This is a genomic window from Variovorax sp. RKNM96 (genome assembly GCF_017161115.1).
GTDB lineage: Bacteria > Pseudomonadota > Gammaproteobacteria > Burkholderiales > Burkholderiaceae_C > Variovorax.
Genome location: NZ_CP046508.1, coordinates 1,059,742 through 1,077,644, shown reverse-complemented (window position 1 = coordinate 1,077,644; position 17,903 = coordinate 1,059,742). Strand labels below are relative to the sequence as shown.

Annotated in this window: 18 protein-coding genes; 5 read left to right on the top strand and 13 right to left on the bottom strand. The window is 67.6% G+C overall.

Annotated features, from left to right (window positions below; translation table 11 throughout):
* Positions 1 to 14: 14 nt before the first annotated feature.
* Positions 15 to 872, top strand: coding sequence for a shikimate dehydrogenase (gene aroE / locus GNX71_RS04935; protein WP_206177286.1), 858 nt, complete (start codon positions 15 to 17; stop codon positions 870 to 872).
* 4 nt (positions 873 to 876) lie between these two features.
* Entirely contained in the window at positions 877 to 1,620 is a 744-nt protein-coding gene (gene mtgA, locus GNX71_RS04930; protein ID WP_206177285.1) for a monofunctional biosynthetic peptidoglycan transglycosylase, read from the top strand.
* On the opposite strand, the gene GNX71_RS04925 is transcribed toward mtgA, so the two are convergent.
* Positions 1,565 to 2,002 (bottom strand): DUF2809 domain-containing protein, encoded by a 438-nt coding sequence (locus tag GNX71_RS04925; protein ID WP_206177284.1) that lies wholly within the window; start codon positions 2,000 to 2,002, stop codon positions 1,565 to 1,567. The two genes, mtgA and GNX71_RS04925, sit on opposite strands and share 56 nt — an antisense overlap.
* A gap of 9 nt (positions 2,003 to 2,011) precedes the next feature.
* Between GNX71_RS04925 and GNX71_RS04920 the strand changes: the two genes are divergently transcribed.
* Genes GNX71_RS04920 through ruvC form a run of 3 tightly spaced genes read left to right on the top strand, consistent with a single transcriptional unit; the run spans position 2,012 to position 4,416 of the window.
* Positions 2,012 to 2,875: a lysophospholipid acyltransferase family protein gene (locus GNX71_RS04920; protein WP_206177283.1), complete on the top strand. Its 864-nt coding sequence runs from the start codon at positions 2,012 to 2,014 to the stop codon at positions 2,873 to 2,875.
* A gap of 1 nt (position 2,876) precedes the next feature.
* Positions 2,877 to 3,866, top strand: coding sequence for a phosphatidate cytidylyltransferase (locus tag GNX71_RS04915; RefSeq protein WP_206177282.1), 990 nt, complete (start codon positions 2,877 to 2,879; stop codon positions 3,864 to 3,866).
* Position 3,867: 1 nt separating this feature from the next.
* The gene (ruvC, locus tag GNX71_RS04910; protein ID WP_206177281.1) at positions 3,868 to 4,416 is read left to right on the top strand and encodes a crossover junction endodeoxyribonuclease RuvC; all 549 of its coding nucleotides are present in this window, start codon (positions 3,868 to 3,870) and stop codon (positions 4,414 to 4,416) included.
* Here the strand turns inward: ruvC and GNX71_RS04905 are convergent, their stop codons facing one another.
* The 12 genes from GNX71_RS04905 to mraY all read right to left on the bottom strand — a co-directional run bounded on the left by GNX71_RS04905 (position 4,417) and on the right by mraY (position 17,896).
* Entirely contained in the window at positions 4,417 to 4,899 is a 483-nt protein-coding gene (locus GNX71_RS04905) for a hypothetical protein (RefSeq protein ID WP_206177280.1), read from the bottom strand. It abuts the gene before it with no gap.
* A gap of 68 nt (positions 4,900 to 4,967) precedes the next feature.
* Positions 4,968 to 5,144, bottom strand: a complete 177-nt coding sequence (locus GNX71_RS04900) for a hypothetical protein (RefSeq protein WP_172672175.1) — start codon at positions 5,142 to 5,144, stop codon at positions 4,968 to 4,970.
* 15 nt (positions 5,145 to 5,159) lie between these two features.
* Complete coding sequence (gene lpxC / locus GNX71_RS04895) at positions 5,160 to 6,083, bottom strand: UDP-3-O-acyl-N-acetylglucosamine deacetylase (protein ID WP_206177279.1); 924 nt, start codon at positions 6,081 to 6,083, stop codon at positions 5,160 to 5,162.
* Positions 6,084 to 6,284: 201 nt separating this feature from the next.
* Positions 6,285 to 7,502: a cell division protein FtsZ gene (ftsZ, locus tag GNX71_RS04890; protein ID WP_206177278.1), complete on the bottom strand. Its 1,218-nt coding sequence runs from the start codon at positions 7,500 to 7,502 to the stop codon at positions 6,285 to 6,287.
* 170 nt (positions 7,503 to 7,672) lie between these two features.
* On the bottom strand, positions 7,673 to 8,902 hold the full coding sequence (gene ftsA / locus GNX71_RS04885; protein ID WP_013539446.1) for a cell division protein FtsA: 1,230 nt from the start codon (positions 8,900 to 8,902) through the stop codon (positions 7,673 to 7,675).
* Positions 8,903 to 8,924: 22 nt separating this feature from the next.
* Complete coding sequence (locus tag GNX71_RS04880; RefSeq protein ID WP_206177277.1) at positions 8,925 to 9,713, bottom strand: cell division protein FtsQ/DivIB; 789 nt, start codon at positions 9,711 to 9,713, stop codon at positions 8,925 to 8,927.
* Between the two features lie 2 nt (positions 9,714 to 9,715).
* A complete protein-coding gene (locus GNX71_RS04875) occupies positions 9,716 to 10,687 on the bottom strand; it encodes a D-alanine--D-alanine ligase (RefSeq protein ID WP_206177276.1) in 972 nt (323 codons plus the stop codon).
* The gene (gene murC, locus GNX71_RS04870; RefSeq protein ID WP_206177275.1) at positions 10,684 to 12,153 is read right to left on the bottom strand and encodes a UDP-N-acetylmuramate--L-alanine ligase; all 1,470 of its coding nucleotides are present in this window, start codon (positions 12,151 to 12,153) and stop codon (positions 10,684 to 10,686) included. The genes GNX71_RS04875 and murC overlap by 4 nt, the downstream gene beginning before the upstream one ends.
* Positions 12,150 to 13,214, bottom strand: a complete 1,065-nt coding sequence (gene murG / locus GNX71_RS04865; protein WP_206177274.1) for an undecaprenyldiphospho-muramoylpentapeptide beta-N-acetylglucosaminyltransferase — start codon at positions 13,212 to 13,214, stop codon at positions 12,150 to 12,152. The genes murC and murG overlap by 4 nt, the downstream gene beginning before the upstream one ends.
* Positions 13,211 to 14,512 carry a putative lipid II flippase FtsW gene (gene ftsW, locus GNX71_RS04860; protein ID WP_206177273.1) on the bottom strand — a complete coding sequence of 434 codons (1,302 nt, stop codon included), beginning with the start codon at positions 14,510 to 14,512 and terminating at the stop codon, positions 13,211 to 13,213. The genes murG and ftsW overlap by 4 nt, the downstream gene beginning before the upstream one ends.
* Positions 14,509 to 16,707, bottom strand: a complete 2,199-nt coding sequence (murD, locus tag GNX71_RS04855) for a UDP-N-acetylmuramoyl-L-alanine--D-glutamate ligase (protein ID WP_206177272.1) — start codon at positions 16,705 to 16,707, stop codon at positions 14,509 to 14,511. Before murD ends, ftsW begins: the two co-directional genes overlap by 4 nt.
* A 10-nt stretch (positions 16,708 to 16,717) precedes the next feature.
* Complete coding sequence (mraY, locus tag GNX71_RS04850; RefSeq protein ID WP_206177271.1) at positions 16,718 to 17,896, bottom strand: phospho-N-acetylmuramoyl-pentapeptide-transferase; 1,179 nt, start codon at positions 17,894 to 17,896, stop codon at positions 16,718 to 16,720.
* Between the last annotated feature and the right edge of the window lie 7 nt (positions 17,897 to 17,903).

Below are 17,903 nucleotides of genomic sequence, written 5' to 3'. Positions count from 1 at the left end.
GCGAGGCTGCAGCCATGGACCTGTACTGCGTCATGGGCAACCCCGTCGAGCACAGCCGCTCGCCGCGCATCCATGCCCGTTTTGCCGAACTCTGCGGCCAGCAGATCGACTACGGCCGCCGACTGATTCCGCTCGGCGCCTTCGCCGAAGGCATCGCCGCATTCCGCCGTGAAGCCGTCGAGCGCGGCGACAGCGCGCGCGGCTGCAACATCACCGTGCCCTTCAAGTTCGAAGCTGCCGCCCTGGCGCAGCACACCAGCGAGCGTGCCCTGCTCGCGCAGGCGGTCAACACGCTGCGCTTCGAGGCCGATGGCAGCATCCATGCGGACAACACCGACGGCATCGGCCTCGTCAACGACATCGTTCGCAATGCGGGCGTGCCGCTGGCCGGCAAGGAGCTGCTGCTGATCGGTGCCGGTGGTGCGGCGGCCGGCGTGCTGGGTCCGCTGCTGGACGCGGGCGCCTCGCGCATCGTGGTGGCCAATCGCACCATCGACAAGGCGGTCGCGGTGGTCCAGCGACATGCCGCGCTCGCGCTCGGCCACGGTGCCACGCTCGAAGCCTGGGCGCTCGACGAAGTGCCAGGTAGCTTCGACGTGGTGGTCAACGCCACCGCTTCCAGCCTTGTCGGCGATGCAGTGCCGGTGAGCGCGCAAGTGCTGCGCCCCGGCGCGCTCGCGGTCGACATGATGTACGGCCCCGCCGCTGCGGGCTTCATGGCTTGGGCCGAGGCGCATGGCGCCGTGCCCCGCGACGGACTCGGCATGCTGGTCGAGCAGGCAGCCGAATCGTTCGAGATCTGGCGCGGCGTGCGCCCACCGTCGGCACAGGTGCTGGCCGAGCTGCGCGCATCGCTCGCCGCGGGTCACTGAGAAAATGAAGGCCGTGCTGCGCCTCATCGCCTGCCTCGTGGTGGCGGGTCTCGCACTCGAGTTGTTCTTCGTGGTGCGCATCGCGGCCATGGCGGTGGTCGATCCGCAAAGCACCGCGTTCCAGCGCTCCGAGGCCTGGCAGGTCGCCATCCACAAGGGCAGCGAGGGCGGCTGGCGCCAGGAATGGGTGCCCTATTCGCAGATCAACGACACGCTCAAGCGCGCCGTCATCGCGAGCGAGGATGCCGGCTTCGTCGATCACAACGGCGTGGAGTGGGAAGCCATCGAACGCGCGCGCCAGCGCAACGCCAAGGCCGAGGAACTGGCCGCCAAGCGCGCCGCCCGCGCCGTGGCGCGCGGCAAGCCGATGCAGCCGGTGCGCCTGCGCGGCGGCTCCACCATCACGCAGCAGTTGGCCAAGAACCTGCTGCTTTCGGGCGAGCGCACGATGCTGCGCAAGGGCCAGGAGCTGGTGCTCGCGACCCTGCTCGAGGTGTTTCTCGACAAGCGCCGCATCCTGGAGATCTACCTGAACAACGTCGAGTGGGGCGAAGGCGTGTTCGGCGCCGAGGCCGCATCGCAGTACTACTTCAAGAAGCCCGCCTCGCGCCTGGGCGCCAACGAGGCCGCGCGGCTCGCGGTGATGCTGCCGAGCCCGAAATTCTTCGAGCGCCGGCCCGGCTCGCCGTATCTCAACGGACGGGCGTCGACGGTCGTGGCGCGGATGTCGTCGGCCGAGCTGCCCTGACCCTCGCGCGCGCTGCTTCGAGGGCCAGCACGGCTGCGAAGCCGATCGTGTAGGCCACCACGTCCCACCAATCAGCGGTGCTGCCGAGCACGATGCGCAGGGCCCGGTTCGGAATGTGCAGATGCCAGGCCGACGCGAGGAACTGGCCCAGCTCCACCGCATAGCCCACGCCGAGCGCGGCCAGTGCGAGCGGCAGGACGCGCGCGGCAATGAAGGTCTTGAAGACGAAGTAGACCCACACCACCGCCAACACGTCGCCGAAGAAACTTCGCAGCCACCCCCAGCGCGCGCCGACGGTGGCCAGCAGCGCAAGAACAATGAACAGGGCCACCGCCCACACCAGTGAAAGAGGATCGAATCGCCATCGCATGGCCCGTATCATCGCGCCCATATGCTGGCAAAGCTCACAGGTTGGTTGTTGTTGGGAATCGTCCGGTTGCTCACCGGCGCACAGGCGCGCTGGTACGGCTGTCCACCGAAGGCCGAGCAGCGCATCTATTTCGCCAACCACCAGAGCCACGCCGACCTCGTGATGATCTGGGCGGCCCTGCCCGAGGAACTGCGCAGCATCACCCGGCCGATCGCGGCGCGCGACTACTGGGCCAACACGCCGGTCAAGCGCTGGATCACGACGGAGGTGTTCAACGCGGTGTATGTGGAACGTGCGGCCACGGCGCCGGCCGCCCCTGCCGCGCCCGAACCGGTACAGACTGAACCGGCAGTCGTTGCAGCGCCCATCGAGCGCATCGAGCCTTCGATGGAGCCGCTGCTGCCAGCCACATCGCCCGCCGCCGAAGCGCCGCGTGCCGAGGTCGTGAACGAACTGCAAGGCGAGCTCGATCTTCCGGCGCCGCCACCGCCTCCTCAACCTGCTGCGCCACCGCCATTCGTTGCGGAACCGGCGCCACCGGCCGAACCCGTACAGCCTCCATCCGACCCTCTCGCGCCACTCGTCGAGGCCCTCCGCAGCGGCGACTCGATCATCATCTTTCCCGAAGGCACGCGCGGCCACACGGGCGAGCCGCAGAAGTTCAAGTCGGGCCTCTACACGCTCGCAACGATGTTCCCCGACGTGGTGCTCGTGCCGGCCTGGATCGACAACGTGCAGCGCGTCATGCCCAAGGGCGAGATCGTGCCGGTGCCCATTCTTTGCTCCGTCACCTTCGGCGCGCCGATACGCGTCGAGGACGGCGAGGAGCGCCGCCCCTTCCTCGATCGCGCGCGTGCCGCGGTGATTGCATTGCGCGATATCTGACATGAACCAGTTCCTGCGCAGCCTCACCCCGACCCAACAGGTCGCGGCGCTCTTTCTCATCGTCTTCGGCGTGCTGGTGATCATCAGCACCACCGCCTTCTTCCTGAGCTTCCGGGAAAAGCGCAACCCTGTGCACGACGCCACCTGGCAGGCCGAGCTCGCGCATTTCCGCGCGCTGCTGGGCACCACCTGGTTCATGGTGGTGGTCTTCTGGATCGGCTGGGCGCTCGGCGAAACGGTGGCCACGGTGCTCTTCGCGCTGATCTCGTTCTTCGCGCTGCGCGAGTTCATCACGCTCTCGCCCACGCGGCGCGGCGACCACCGCAGCCTGATCCTCGCGTTCTTCGTGGTGCTGCCGATCCAGTTCTGGCTGGTGGCCACGGCGCGCTTCGATCTCTTCACCGTGTTCATTCCGGTCTACGTGTTCCTCGCGATCCCGGTGGCGAGCGCGCTGGCGAACGACCCGAGCCATTTCCTCGAGCGCAACGCCAAGCTGCAGTGGGGGATCATGGTCTGCGTCTACGGCATGAGCCATGTGCCGGCGCTGCTGCTGCTGAGCTTTCCCGGGTACGAGGGCAAGAGCGCGTTCCTCGTGTTCTTCCTGGTGTTCGTGGTGCAGACCTCGGTGCTGGTGCAGCACCTCATCTCGCGCCGCACGCAGCGTGCGCCGTTCGCGCCCAACGTGAGCCGCAGCTTCAACTGGACCAGCTGGGGCATCGGCATCGTGGTGGCGAGCCTGGTGGGCGCGCTGTTCTCGTTCATCACGCCGTTCAAGTTCGGGCAGGCGCTCGCGGTGTCGGTCATCGCCTGCATCGCGGGCTCGATGGGGCACCTGGTGATGAAGGCGCTCAAGCGCGACCGCGGCATTCCGAACTGGGGCAAGAAGGGCGTGGGCGTGACCGGCGCGAACGGCCTGCTGGACCGTGTGGACGCGCTGTGTTTTGCCGCGCCCATCTTCTTCCATTCGATCCGCTGGTACTTCAACGCCTGACATGCGAATTCTCGGCATCGACCCCGGCTTGACGACCACCGGCTTCGGCGTGGTCGATGCGGACGGCCATGCGCTGCGCTACGTGGCCAGCGGCACCATCAGCACCCGACACCTGGGCACCGGCAACCTGCCGGCGCGGCTCAAGGTGCTGTTCGACGGCATCGCGGAAATCGCGCAGCGCTACCAGCCCGATGCATCGGCGGTGGAAATCATCTTCGTCAACGTCAATCCGCAGTCGACGCTGCTGCTGGGCCAGGCGCGCGGTGCGTGCGTGACCTCGTTGGTGAACAGCAACCTCACGGTGGCCGAGTACACCGCGCTGCAGATGAAGAAGGCGGTGGCGGGCCACGGCCAGGCCGCCAAGGCGCAGGTGCAGGAGATGGTCAAGCGCCTGCTCGACCTGCCCGGCCTGCCCGGCGCCGACGCGGCCGACGCGCTGGGCATCGCGATCACGCATGCGCAGGTCGGCCGTTCGATGGCGCGGCTGGCCGAGGCCGCGGAGTTGTCGAAGACCCATGCCGGCACGTACCGGCAAGGGCGCTCGCGCTGACTACCTGCGAAAGTCCAGCCGCCCGTTGGTCCAGCGTCCGTCGATGCGCCGGTTGTCCACGATCAGTCCGACCCAGGGGCGCGTGGTGTCGGGGCTGCGGAGGTTGATGTAGCGGCCCACCAGCGTGTCGGGTGCGATGTAGCGGACATCGAGCAAGGCATGGCGTTCGCCGTCGGCCCAATCGAACATCAGGTAGAAGCGGCCGCCGGCCACTTTCACCATGGCCTTGCCTTCTTTCCAGGCCTCTGCCGTGTCGCCGGAAATGGTCGGATCCGCACCGCCGTTCCATCGGCTGGACCAAGCGCCTGCGATCGAATCGGGAATCTCATCGGCGATCGATCTCCATGGCTGCGCATTCGGATCGTCGTTGCCGCCGCCCAGCTCGACGCCGTCGGCGAATTCGTCCACATCGGGTCCATCCGGGTCCGGCGCATCCTGGACGCCGAACGGATTCCTTTTGGGTTGTTCAGTGTGTGTGTTCATGGCGCCATCGTGCGCCCGCGCCGCTCGCCTCGCATGCCGTTTCCGGACATGCGAACGGAGATGAAAAGCTAGGCCACGCGCTCGGCAATCAGCACCGCGAAGAAGCCGAACGCCGCGAGCAGCGTCCACTTGAGCACGATCCAGCCGACGCGGCGGTACTTCGCCTGTCCGGTGCCCGCATAGAACGCGAACGACACGCCGGCCACCAGCAGAAGCAGCAGGATGGCCCAGCGGAAGAGGAGCATCGTCTCGGCGCGCGCCTACCAGGCCCGCGCCACTTCGCCGAAGCCGCGCGGTGCGCGCTTCTCGTCGTCGAAGGTCACGACCTCGTAGGCGTCGCTGTTCGCGAGCAGTTCGCGCAGCAGCTTGTTGTTGAGCGCGTGGCCCGAGCGGAACGCGGTGTAGGCCGCGAGCAGCGGCTTGCCGATGATGTACAGGTCACCCATTGCATCGAGGATCTTGTGCTTCACGAATTCGTCGTCGTAGCGCAGGCCGCCTGCATTGAGCACCTTGGTGTCGTCCATCACGATGGCGTTGTCCAGACCGCCTCCGCGCGCGAGGCCCTTGCTGAGCATGTACTCGAGCTCTTTCGTGAAGCCGAAGGTGCGCGCACGCGCGATGTCACGGCTGTACGAATCGGTGCCGAGGTCGAACTCCACGCGCTGACCGGTGGAATTGACCACGCGGTGATCGAAGTCGATCTCGAAGCTCAGCTTGTAGCCGTGGTAGGGCTCCAGGCTCGCCCACTTCTCGTTGGCGCCCTCGCCTTCGCGCACCTCGACCTTGCGGGTCACGCGGATGAAGCGGCGCGGCGCCTTCTGCAGCTCGATGCCCGCGCTTTGCAGCAGGAACACGAAGGACGAAGCCGACCCGTCGAGGATCGGCACTTCGTCGGCCGTGATGTCGATGTAGAGGTTGTCGATACCGAGGCCGGCGCAGGCCGACATCAGGTGCTCGACCGTCTGCACCTTCGCGCCGCCGGTCGAGACCGTGGAAGCGAGGCGCGTGTCGGTGACCGCTTCGGCGGTCATGCGGATTTCAGCGGGTTCAGGCAGGTCAACGCGGCGGAACACGATGCCCGTATCGGCCGGAGCCGGTCGCAGGGTCAGTTCCACGCGTTGCCCGCTGTGGAGCCCCACGCCCACGGCGCGGCTGATCGACTTGAGGGTTCGTTGTTGCAGCACGCCGGGGATTTTAGGCGCGCCACGGCTGTGGCGGCCTATTCCCCTCGCTATGGCAGCGATAGACATCGGTTCTACGTAATCCTGGCGATGGACGCAAAGGGCACGAAGTGAACGCAGCGCCTAGAGCCAGCGGAAGTCCCTTTCAGGTCTTCCCTGTACCCCTTGCGAACCTTCGTGCCCTGAGCGTTCGGTCGCCTTCCGTCAATCAGCTTGACGGCGCAGGAATGCCGGGATCTCGAAATCGTCCATGCCACCCGACGACAGCGCATCCACCTTTGCCGCGGCCATCGTGCGGTTGGTGCGCCACACGCTGGGAACGGCCATGCCGTCGTAGTTCGGCTGGTTTCCGCCGCTGTGGCCGCCGCCGTGGCCCGTGCCGCCCATGGTGGGCACGTTGAACGGGATGTTGTCGGTGCCGGTGCGAATGACTTCCAGCGTCGGTGCCTGGCGGCGTGCGTCCGCACGCGACAGGCCCGTCGCCACCACGGTCACGCGCATCTCGTCGCCCAGGGCTTCGTCGTAGGCGGCGCCGTAGATCACGTGCGCATCGGGCGAGGCATAGGCGCGAATGGTGTTCATCGCGAGCTTCGACTCGTTCAGCTTCAGCGAACCCTTCGACGCCGTCACCAGCACCAGCACGCCCTTGGCGCCCGAGAGGTCGATGCCTTCGAGCAGCGGGCAGGCCACGGCCTGTTCGGCGGCGATGCGCGCGCGGTCGGGGCCTGCGGCCGCGGCCGTGCCCATCATGGCCTTGCCGGGTTCGCCCATCACGGTGCGCACGTCTTCGAAGTCGACGTTCACGCCGCCGTACTCGTTGATGATTTCCGAGATGCCGCCCACGGCGTTCTTGAGCACGTCGTTGGCGTGCGCGAAGGCTTCGTCCTGGGTGATGTCTTCACCGAGCACGTCGAGCAGCTTCTCGTTGAGCACCACGATCAGCGAGTCGACATTGGCTTCGAGTTCGGCCAGGCCGTCGTCCGCGTTCTTCATGCGGCGGCCGCCTTCCCAGTCGAAGGGCTTGGTCACCACACCCACGGTGAGGATGCCCATTTCCTTGGCGATGCGCGCGATCACCGGCGCAGCGCCGGTGCCCGTGCCGCCACCCATGCCGGCGGTGATGAACAGCATGTGCGCGCCGTCGATGGCCGCGCGAATCTCGTCCACCGCGAGCTCGGCGGCTTCACGGCCCTTGTCGGGCTTGCTGCCGGCGCCCAGGCCGCTGGTGCCGAGCTGGATGATCTTGTTCGCGCTGCTGCGGGTGAGTGCCTGCGCGTCGGTGTTGGCGCACACGAACTGCACGCCCTGCACACCACGCTCCATCATGTGGGCGACTGCATTGCCGCCACCGCCGCCCACACCGATCACCTTGATCTGCGTGCCTTGATTGAATTCTTCGACTTCGATCATTTCGATGGTCATTTCTAACTCCTTGAATATTGCAGTTGCCGTTTTGTATCTATGAATAATTCTTTTGCCGTGACGTGTTCAACGAGAGCGTCGTCACGATGGTGGACCTGTTCGTCGCCATCGCTCGTTGAAATGCAACGGCGGACTGCCGCGAGCTAGCCAGAGTGGGGAGTGGTTCATGGTCAGAAGTTCCCCACGATGAAGTCCTTGAAACGTCCGAACGCAGTCTTTACCGACCCGTTCTTCTGCGCGACCTTGAAGCCGCGCATGCGTGCGAAGCGCGCCTCCTCGAGCAGGCCCATCACGGTCGCCGCGCGAGGCTGCGCCACCATGTCGGACAACGCGCTCGAATACTTCGGAATGCCCCGGCGCACCGGCTTGAGGAAGATGTCTTCGCCAAGCTCGACCATGCCGGGCATCACCGCGCTGCCGCCGGTGAGCACCACGCCCGAAGAGAGCACCTCTTCGTAGCCCGATTCGCGCACCACCTGCTGCACGAGCGAGAAGATCTCCTCGATGCGCGGCTCGATCACGCCGGCCAGCGCCTGCTTGCTCAGCATGCGCGGGCCGCGGTCGCCCAGGCCCGGCACTTCCACCTGCTGGTCGGGGTCGGCCAGCAGTTGCTTGGCATAGCCGCTCTCGACCTTGATGTCTTCCGCGTCCTTGGTGGGCGTGCGCAGCGCCATCGCGATGTCGCTCGTGATGAGGTCGCCCGCGATCGGGATCACCGCCGTGTGGCGGATCGCGCCGTTGGTGAAGATCGCCACGTCGGTCGTGCCCGCACCGATGTCCACCAGCACCACGCCCAGCTCGCGCTCGTCTTCGGTCAGCACCGCCTGGCTGGAGGCCAGCGGGTTCAGCATCAACTGGTCGACTTCGAGGCCGCAGCGGCGCACGCACTTGATGATGTTCTCGGCCGCGCTCTGCGCACCGGTCACGATGTGCACCTTGGCCTCGAGCCGCATGCCGCTCATGCCGATCGGCTCCTTCACGTCCTGGCCGTCGATCACGAACTCCTGCGGCTCCACCAGCAGAAGGCGCTGGTCGCTCGAGATGTTGATCGCGCGCGCGGTCTCCACCACGCGGGCCACGTCGGCGGGCGTCACTTCCTTGTCCTTCACCGCCACCATGCCGCTCGAGTTGATGCCGCGGATATGGCTGCCGGTGATGCCGGTGTAGACGCGGCTGATCTTGCAGTCGGCCATCAGCTCGGCTTCTTTCAGCGCCTGCTGGATGCTCTGCACCGTGGCGTCGATGTTCACCACCACGCCGCGCTTCAAGCCATTGCTCGGCGCGATGCCGAGCCCGGCGAGCTTGAGCTCGCCGCCGGGCAGCACCTCGGCCACGACCACCATCACCTTGGCGGTGCCGATGTCCAGTCCTACGACCAGGTCTTTGTATTCTTTGGGCATTGAAATATGTCCTCGGTATTCGCTACTTGATTCTTCTTGGGGCCTCTGGCGAGACCGTGGTGACGCCGCGCAGCCGCAATGCATACGCGTCGTTGTGGCGCAGATCGGCGCCTTCGACGTCGGCCACCGTGCGGTGGTACTGGCCCGCGACCTGGGTCACGGTTTTCAGGAAGCGCTGCAGCCTGGCCGACACCTCTTCGCTCTGCCCGCGCCCCAGCTCGATCTGCGCACCGCTGTCCAGCACCACCTTCCAGCTGCCGCGGCTGGACAGCGTGAGCTCGTCGATGCCGAAGTCGTAGGGCTGGAACTGCGGCGCAAGCACGCGGTACATGCCGAGCACCTGCCCGGCCTGCTCGATCGGGCCGTCCAGGCGCGGCAGGTTCTCGTCGACCTCGGCCACGTTGGCTTCGAACACGTCGCCGAAGCCGTTGATGAGCTTCGAGCCCGCCTCGTCACCCCAGCTGGCCACCGGCACCTGTTCGGTCAACGTCACGCGCAGCTTGTTCGGGAACTCGCGCCGCACCACCGCGCTGCGCACCCACGGCACCGCCTCGAAGGCGGTGCGCGCACGCGCGAGGTCGATGGTGAAGAAGTTGCCCGAGAGCTGCGGCGCCACGTTGGCGCGCAGCGTGACCGCGTTGTTGTGCGTGACCTCGCCGTCCACCTTGATCCCCGCGAGCGGGAAGAAAGGCTGGCGCAGCACCCACCACGCGCCCGCGGCAAGCAGCATGAGCGCCACCGCCACGAACGCGAGGTTCGCCACGATGTTCATGAGCTTGACGTCGAAGGGCACGGGGATGCTGTCGGCCATGGCTATTGCGCTCCTCCCTTGGCATCCAGCGAAGCGGAGGCCAGCACGCGCAGGCACAGCTCTTCGTAAGGAATGCCTGCCGCGCGCGCCGACATCGGCACCAGCGAATGGCTGGTCATGCCGGGCGAGGTGTTCATCTCTAGCAGGAAGGGCTTGCGGTCGCTGGCGCGGATCATCACGTCGGCGCGGCCCCAGCCGCGGCAGCCGAGCGTGTGGTACGCGGCCAGCGTGATGCGCTGGATCTCGTGCTCCTCCTCGGCCGGCAGGCCGCTCGGGCACTTGTACTGCACGACGTCGGTGAAATACTTGTTCTGGTAGTCGTAGGCGCCTTCGGGCGCGGCGATGCGCACCACCGGCAGCGCGCGCGCGTCGAGCCCCTGGCCGAGCACGGCGCAGGTCACTTCCTCGCCCTCGATGAACTCCTCGCAGAGCACGTCGGCGTCGTACTTGGCCGAGAGCGTGACGGCGTCCTGCATCTGCGAGTAGCCCTCGACCTTGGTCACGCCGATGGACGAGCCCTCGCGCGGCGGCTTCACGATCAGCGGCAGGCCCAGCACATCGGGCACCACCATGATCTGCTCGCGGCTTTGCTGGTCGAAGGCCAGGCGCACGTACTTGGGCGTCGGCAGGCCGTCGGCCTGCCAGATGCGCTTGGTCATGACCTTGTCCATCGCCACGCTCGAGGCCATGACGCCCGAGCCGGTGTAGGGAATGCCGAGCAGCTCGAGCGCGCCCTGCACCGTGCCGTCCTCGCCGTGGCGGCCGTGCAGCGCGACGAAGCAGCGCGCGAAGCCTTCGCGCTTGAGCTCGACCAGTTCGCGCTCGGACGGATCGAAGGCATGCGCGTCGACGCCGCGCGAGCGCAGCGCCTCGAGCACGCCGGTGCCCGACATCAACGAGACCTCGCGTTCCGCGGAACTGCCGCCGAACAGCACGGCGACCTTGCCGAAAAGTTTTGGATCCTGAAGGCTCACGATGCCCTCCCCTTGCGCGAGCCGCGCTCCGATGTTGTTGACGATGGCGCGGCGGCCACTGTGGCCGCGCCGCCGAGTTCGACCACCTTGCCCGGCACCGCGCCGATGGACCCGGCGCCCATGCAGAGCACCACGTCGCCGGGCTTCGCGTTGTCGAGGATCGCCTGCGGCATCGCCGCGATGTCGTCGACGAACACCGGCTCCACCTTGCCCGCGATGCGCAGCGCGCGCGCCAGCGTGCGGCCGTCGGCCGCCACGATCGGCGCCTCGCCGGCGGCATAGACCTCGCCGAGCAGCACCGAATCGGCGGTGCCGATGACCTTCACGAAATCCTCGAAGCAGTCGCGCGTGCGGGTGTAGCGGTGCGGCTGGAAGGCCAGCACCAGCCGGCGGCCCGGGAACGCGCCGCGCGCCGCGGCGATCGTGGCCGCCATCTCGACCGGGTGGTGGCCGTAGTCGTCGATCACGGTGAAGCTGCCGGCACCGCCCGGAACGCGCACTTCGCCATAGCTCTGGAAGCGGCGGCCCACGCCCTTGAAGCCTTCGAGCCCGCGCTGCACCGCCTCGTCGGGAATGCCGAGTTCGACCGCCACCGCAATCACCGACAGCGCATTGCGTACGTTGTGCTCGCCCGGCAGGTTCAGCACGATGGGCAGGTCCGGCAGCGTCACGCCGTTGCGGCGCTGCGCGGTGAAGTGCATCTGGCCGCCGACGGCGCGCACGTCGATCGCGCGCACCTGCGCGTCCTCGCCGAAACCGTAGCTGGTGACCGGGCAGGTGACCTGGGCCACGATGTCGCGCACCGCGGGATCGTCGGTGCAGAGAATGGCCACGCCGTAGAACGGCATGCGGTGCAGGAAGTCGACGAAGGCCTTCTTGAGCTTCGCGAAGTCGTGCCCGTAGGTCTCCATGTGGTCGGCGTCGATGTTCGTGACCACCGCCATCACGGGCAGCAGGTTCAGGAACGAGGCGTCCGACTCGTCGGCCTCTACCACGATGTAGTCGCCGCTGCCCAGCTGCGCATTCGCGCCGGCGCTGTTCAGGCGCCCGCCGATCACGAAGGTCGGGTCGAGCCCGGCCGCCTCGAGCACGCTCGCCACGAGGCTGGTGGTGGTGGTCTTGCCGTGCGTGCCCGCAATCGCGATGCCCTGCTTGAGGCGCATCAGCTCGGCCAGCATCAGCGCGCGCGGCACGACCGGAATGCGCTTCTCGCGCGCGGCCAGCACCTCGGGGTTGTCCGACTGCACCGCGGTCGAGGTGACGACCGCGTCCGCGCCGTCGATGTGCGCGGCCGCATGGCCCACGAAGGTGCCGATGCCCAGGCCCGCGAGCCGGCGCAGCGTGGCGCTGTCCGACAGGTCGGAGCCGGTGATCCTGTAGCCCAGGTTCAGCAGCACTTCGGCGATGCCGCTCATGCCGGAGCCACCGACGCCCACGAAATGGATGTGACGAATCGCGTGCTTCATTTGGCAAGCTCCTCGCAAGCGCGGACGACAGCCTCGACGGCCTCTGTCTTCTGCATGGTCTTGGCCTTGGCGGCCTTCTCGATCAGCGCGGTGCGCTCGGTTTTCTGTAGCAAATCAGCCAGCAATTCAGGAGTGAGGTCGGCCTGCTGCACCAGCCAGCCGCCGCCCGCGTCCACGAGGAAGCGCGCGTTGGTGGTCTGGTGGTCGTCGACCGCCGAGGGGAAAGGCACGAACAGCGCTGCTGCGCCGACGGCCGCGATTTCTGTGACGGTGCTGGCACCGGCGCGCGCGACGATGATGTCCGCGTCGGCATAGGCCTGCGCCGTGTCTTCGATGAACGGCGTGAGTTCGCCTTCGACGCCCGCGGCCGTGTAGTTGGCGCGAAGTTCGTCGATCTGCTTGGTGCCGCTCTGGTGCAGCACCTGCGGCCGCGTGGCCGGCTCGATGCGGGCCAGCGCCTGCGGCACCACGGTGTTGAGGCCGCGCGCGCCGAGGCTGCCGCCCACGACCAGCAGCTTGAGCGGACCGCTGCGGCCCGCGAAACGCGTAGCCGGATCGGGCTGCGAGGTGAACGCCGCGCGCAGCGGGTTGCCCACCCACTGCGCCTTCTTCAGCACGTTGGGGAAAGCTGTGAACACGCGATCGGCCACGCCCGCCAGCACCTTGTTGGCAAGGCCGGCGACCGAGTTCTGCTCGTGCAGCACCAGCGGCTTGTTGAGCAGCACGCCCATCATTCCGCCCGGAAAGGTGATGTAGCCGCCCAGGCCCACCAGCACGTCGGGCTTGACGCGGCGCACCACGCGAAAGCTCTGCCAGAAGGCGCGCAGCAGCTTCAACGGAAGCAGGAACAGCGTGAGTAGACCCTTGCCGCGCACGCCGCCGAACTGCACCGGCTCGAACGCGAAGCCGCGCGGCGGCACGAGCTTTTCTTCCATGCTGCCGGGCGCGCCCAGCCAGTGCACGCGCCAGCCGCGCTCGCGCAAGGCCTCGGCCACCGCGAGGCCCGGGAAGATGTGGCCGCCGGTGCCACCGGCCATGACGAGTGCGGTGCGCCCGGTCATACGCGGCCTCCGCGCATGAGAACCCGGTTCTCGTAGTCGATGCGCAGCACGATCGCCAGCGCCACCATGTTCATCAGGATGGCCGAGCCGCCGAAACTCATCAACGGCAAGGTCAGGCCCTTGGTCGGCAGCGCGCCGAGGTTGACGCCCATGTTGATGAAGGCCTGGAAACCGATCCACACGCCGACGCCTTGCGCGACCAGGCCCGAGAACACGCGGTCCAGCGCAATGGCCTGGCGGCCGATGTGCATGACGCGGCGTGTGAGCCAGAGGAAGAGGCCGATGATCAACAGCACGCCGACGAGACCGAACTCCTCGCCGATCACGGCGAGCAGGAAGTCGGTGTGCGCTTCGGGCAGCCAGTGCAGCTTCTCGACGCTGCCGCCGAGGCCCACGCCGAAGATCTCGCCGCGCCCGATGGCGATCAGCGAGTGAGACAGCTGGTAGCCCTTGCCGAGCGCATGCTCCTCGCTCCACGGATCGAGGTACGCAAAGATCCGCTCGCGGCGCCACGGGCTGGTCGCGACGATGGTGCCGAAGGCCACCACCACCAGCGCGGCGATCACGAAGAACATGCGCGCGTTCACGCCGCCCAGGAAGAGGATGCCCATCGCGATCACCGCGATCACCATGAAGGCGCCCATGTCGGGCTCGGCCATCACCAGCATGCCGACCACCACCACGGCGATGCCCATCGGCAGCACGGCGCGGAAGAAGCGCTCCTTGATCTCCATCTTGCGCACCATGTAGCTGGCGGCGTAGAGCACCATCGCCACCTTGGCGAGCTCGGAGGGCTGGAAGCGCATGAAGCCCATCGGCAGCCACCGCCGCGCACCGTTCACGCTGATGCCGATGTGCGGAATGAGCACCGCCACCAGCAACAGCAGCGAGGCCACGAAGAGCCAGGGCGCGGCGCGCTCCCAGGTCTTCATCGGGATCTGGAAGGCCAGCAGCGCCGCGATGAAGGCGAACACCACCGACGCCGCATGCCGCGTGAGGAAGAACGAGGCGTTGTAGCCGGCGCGCGCGAAGCGCGGGTTGTCGGGCAGTGCGATGGAAGCCGAATACACCATCACCAGGCCCCAGGTCAGCAGCGCGACGGTGACCCAGACCAGCGCCTGGTCGAAGCCCAGCACGCGCATCGGCGTGGCCTTGGTCTGTGCGATGCCGGCGCCGCCCAGCCGCACCGGCAGGTGCACGGGCAGCGAATCGATACCGCTGCGGGCGCGCCTGAACCAGCCACCGAAGCGGCTGGTGCGGGTGTCGGGCGTCGAGTCGCCTGCAGCAGCGGAGTTCACAGCGTTTCCTCCGGGGACGAACCGTCGATCGACATGCCGCGCGGGTTGTCCGCGAGCGTCTGCACGGCCTCGCGGAAAACTTCCGCGCGGTGCTCGTAGTCGTTGAACATGTCGAAGCTCGCACAGGCCGGTGACAGCAGCACGGCATCGCCGGGGTTGGCGCGCGCCGTGGCGAGCTTCACCGCCTCGTCCATCGAGGCGGCATGCATCAGCGAGACGCCGGTGTTGGCGAGCGCGGCCTCGATCAGCGGCGCATCGCGGCCGATCAGCACCACGGCGCGTGCGTGCTGGGCCACGGGCGCGGCGAGCGGTTCGAAGTCCTGCCCCTTGCCTTCGCCGCCGAGGATCACGACCACGCGGCGGTCTTCGCCCAGGCCGTTCAGCGCGGCGACCGTCGCGCCGACGTTGGTGCCCTTGCTGTCGTCGAAATACTCGACATCGTCGATCAGTGCGATCGGTTCCACGCGGTGCGACTCGCCGCGGTATTCACGCAGGCCGTAGAGCATCGGGCCCAGCGGGCAGTCGGCGGCGGTGGCGAGTGCGAGCGCGGCCAGCGCGTTCATGGCGTTGTGGCGGCCGCGGATGCGCAGCGCGTCGGCGGGCATCAGGCGCTGGAAGAAGATTTCTTCTTCGACCACCGCGCCGCGCTTGCGCTTCTGCGTTTCGTCGGCTTCCAGCGCACGCACCAGCCAGGCAACGCCGTTGATGCGCTCGATGCCGTAGTCACCCGGGCGCAGCGGCATCGCGCTGCCGAAGGTGACGTGCGCGCGGATCTGCGGACGCTGCAGCTTCACCCGGAGGGGCGGTGGCAGCATCGCCATCACGCCTGCGTCGTCGCGGTTCAGGATCATCAGGCCCTGCGCGCCGAAGATGCGCGCCTTGGCCGCCGCGTAGGCCGGCATGTCGCCGTGCCAGTCGAGGTGGTCCTGCGTGAGGTTGAGCACGGTGGCGGCGGTCGGCTCGAAGCCCTGCACGCCGTCGAGCTGGAAGCTCGAGAGTTCGAGCACCCAGACATCGGGCAGCGTCTCGGCATCGATGTGCGCGGCCAGGGTGTCGAGCAGCGTCGGGCCGATGTTGCCGGCCACGGCCACGGTCTTTCCCGCGCGCTCGACCAGTTGGCCGGTGAGCGCGGTGACGGTGGTTTTGCCGTTGGTGCCGGTGATAGCTAGCACCGCGGGGGTGTAGCCCTTGGGGGCCGGGGGTTCCTCGATCGGCACCAGGGGCAATTGGGCCGTCGGCTCTTCCTCCACCGCAGCGGAGGCCGGGTTGGTGGCGGAGAGTTCGGCGATCTTGGCGACGAACTCGGCGGCCTCGCGGGCGGCCGTGGGGACGTAAGGCTTGCCCGTGGCCGGCAGGCGGGAGCCGGTGGCGGGCGCAGTTGCTGGCGTCGTCGCTTCGGGGGCGACATCGGTGGTCTCTGCGGCCGGCGCGACTTCGTCGGCGGGCGGCGAGACCGGAACGCTCAGCGACGGATCGCGCAGCATGGCCTCCGCCATCGCGGGGGTTGCCAGTTCGGGTGCTGCCTCGGTTACTTCGGCGACTTCCGTGCTTTCGGTAGCGACAACGGGCTCACCCGTCTCGGCCTGCGGAGGCACTTCAGCGGTTTCGACGGCTTCGGTCGTCTCGGCAGTCGCAGGCGCTTCTGCCTCGACCTGTTCGGTCACCGCTGGCACTTCTTCCGGTGCGGCTGGCACTTCGGCCACTTCGACGGGTGCGGCCTCCGTCGGCTCGACGGTCAATGCCAACTCCGCTTGTGCCTCGGGCAGCACGGGTTCTGCAGGCACTTCGGCAACCGGTTCAGCCGCGGCCTCAGGTTCGGCCTCGGCGACTTCCGCCACGGGCACTTCGACCGTCCGCAGATCCAGCAGTGCGCGCGCAAAGAGATCGAGTTCACCGCCGACCGTGAGGCCCACGGCCCGCGCCGCATCGACGACCGGCGCAATGGTCTCGGGCGACAGCCCCGGCGAGCGGTACACCGCACGGATCGGCGTGCCCTCGATCAGCGCGGCCGAGAACGGCCCGCCGATGAAGGTCACCCCGGGCAACTCCGCCTGCAGCGTCGCGAGCGCGGCGGGCGCCTCGCGCGTGTCCGCCACGGTCACGACCGCACCGTGGCGCGCGCACCAGCGCGCCATCGCCAGCCCGGACGCACCGAGGCCGAGGACGAGGACGGGGAGGTCTTTCAGATGGCGCATCGGTTCTTTCTCACCGCAGCTTCAGCGTCGAAAGACCCACGAGGCACAGCAGCATCGTGATGATCCAGAAGCGCACCACGACCTGCGTCTCGCGCCAGCCGCTCTTCTCGAAATGGTGGTGCAGCGGCGCCATCTTGAGCACGCGGCGGCCTTCGCCGTAGCGCTTCTTCGTGTACTTGAAGTACATGACCTGCGCCATCACCGAGATCGCCTCGACCACGAAGATGCCGCCCATGATGAAGAACACGATCTCCTGGCGCACGATGACCGCGATGGTGCCCAGCGCGCCGCCGAGCGCGAGCGCGCCCACGTCGCCCATGAAGACCTGCGCCGGATGGGTGTTGAACCAGAGGAACGCGAGCCCCGCGCCGGCCATCGCCGAGCAGAACACCAGCAGCTCGCCCGAGCCCGGGATGTTGGGGAACAACAGGTACTTGGAATACACCGCGCTGCCCGTGACATAGGCGAACACGCCCAGCGCCGAGCCCACCATCACCACCGGCATGATCGCCAGGCCGTCCAGGCCGTCGGTCAGGTTCACCGCGTTGCTCGCGCCCACGATCACGAGGTACGTGAGGATCACGAAGCCGATGCCGCCGAGCGGATAGCTCACTTCCTTGAAGAAGGGCACCAGCAGGTTGATCTTGGGCGGAAAGTCGAGATCGAAGCCAGACTGCACCCACGCGAAGAACAGCTGCAGCACGCGCCAGTTGGAGCTCTCCGAGATGCTGAAGAGCAGGTAGAAGCCCGCGAGCAGGCCGACCACCGACTGCCAGAAATACTTCTCGCGCGAGCGCATGCCCTCGGGGTCCTTGCGCACCACCTTGCGCCAGTCGTCGACCCAGCCGATGGCGCCGAAGCCCATCGTCACCCACAGCACGATCCACACGAAGCGGTTCGAGATGTCGAACCACAGCAGCGTGGCGAAAGCGATGGCGAACAGCACCAGCACGCCGCCCATGGTCGGCGTGCCGCTCTTGGTCAGGTGCGTTTCCATTCCGTAGCCGCGCACCGGCTGGCCGATCTTGAGCGCGGTCAGGCGGCGGATCACGTACGGACCGGCCACCAGGCCGACCACGAGCGCGGTCACCGCGGCCATCAGCGCGCGGAAGGTGAGGTACTGGAAAACGCGCAAAAACCCGAACTCGGGCGAGAGCGTCTGCAGCCATTGGGCCAGGCTCAGCAGCATGTGGTGT

Bases quoted from the DNA above. Each gene is read 5' to 3' on its own strand.
- aroE (WP_206177286.1), top strand. From the start codon at position 15: ATGGACCTGTACTGCGTCATGGGCAACCCCGTCGAGCACAGCCGCTCG.
- mtgA (WP_206177285.1), top strand. From the start codon at position 877: ATGAAGGCCGTGCTGCGCCTCATCGCCTGCCTCGTGGTGGCGGGTCTC.
- GNX71_RS04925 (WP_206177284.1), bottom strand. From the start codon at position 2,002: ATGATACGGGCCATGCGATGGCGATTCGATCCTCTTTCACTGGTGTGG.
- GNX71_RS04920 (WP_206177283.1), top strand. From the start codon at position 2,012: ATGCTGGCAAAGCTCACAGGTTGGTTGTTGTTGGGAATCGTCCGGTTG.
- GNX71_RS04915 (WP_206177282.1), top strand. From the start codon at position 2,877: ATGAACCAGTTCCTGCGCAGCCTCACCCCGACCCAACAGGTCGCGGCG.
- ruvC (WP_206177281.1), top strand. From the start codon at position 3,868: ATGCGAATTCTCGGCATCGACCCCGGCTTGACGACCACCGGCTTCGGC.
- GNX71_RS04905 (WP_206177280.1), bottom strand. From the start codon at position 4,899: ATGAACACACACACTGAACAACCCAAAAGGAATCCGTTCGGCGTCCAG.
- GNX71_RS04900 (WP_172672175.1), bottom strand. From the start codon at position 5,144: ATGCTCCTCTTCCGCTGGGCCATCCTGCTGCTTCTGCTGGTGGCCGGC.
- ftsZ (WP_206177278.1), bottom strand. From the start codon at position 7,502: ATGACCATCGAAATGATCGAAGTCGAAGAATTCAATCAAGGCACGCAG.
- ftsA (WP_013539446.1), bottom strand. From the start codon at position 8,902: ATGCCCAAAGAATACAAAGACCTGGTCGTAGGACTGGACATCGGCACC.
- GNX71_RS04880 (WP_206177277.1), bottom strand. From the start codon at position 9,713: ATGGCCGACAGCATCCCCGTGCCCTTCGACGTCAAGCTCATGAACATC.
- murC (WP_206177275.1), bottom strand. From the start codon at position 12,153: ATGAAGCACGCGATTCGTCACATCCATTTCGTGGGCGTCGGTGGCTCC.
- murG (WP_206177274.1), bottom strand. From the start codon at position 13,214: ATGACCGGGCGCACCGCACTCGTCATGGCCGGTGGCACCGGCGGCCAC.
- murD (WP_206177272.1), bottom strand. From the start codon at position 16,707: ATGCGCCATCTGAAAGACCTCCCCGTCCTCGTCCTCGGCCTCGGTGCG.
- mraY (WP_206177271.1), bottom strand. From the start codon at position 17,896: ATGCTGCTGAGCCTGGCCCAATGGCTGCAGACGCTCTCGCCCGAGTTC.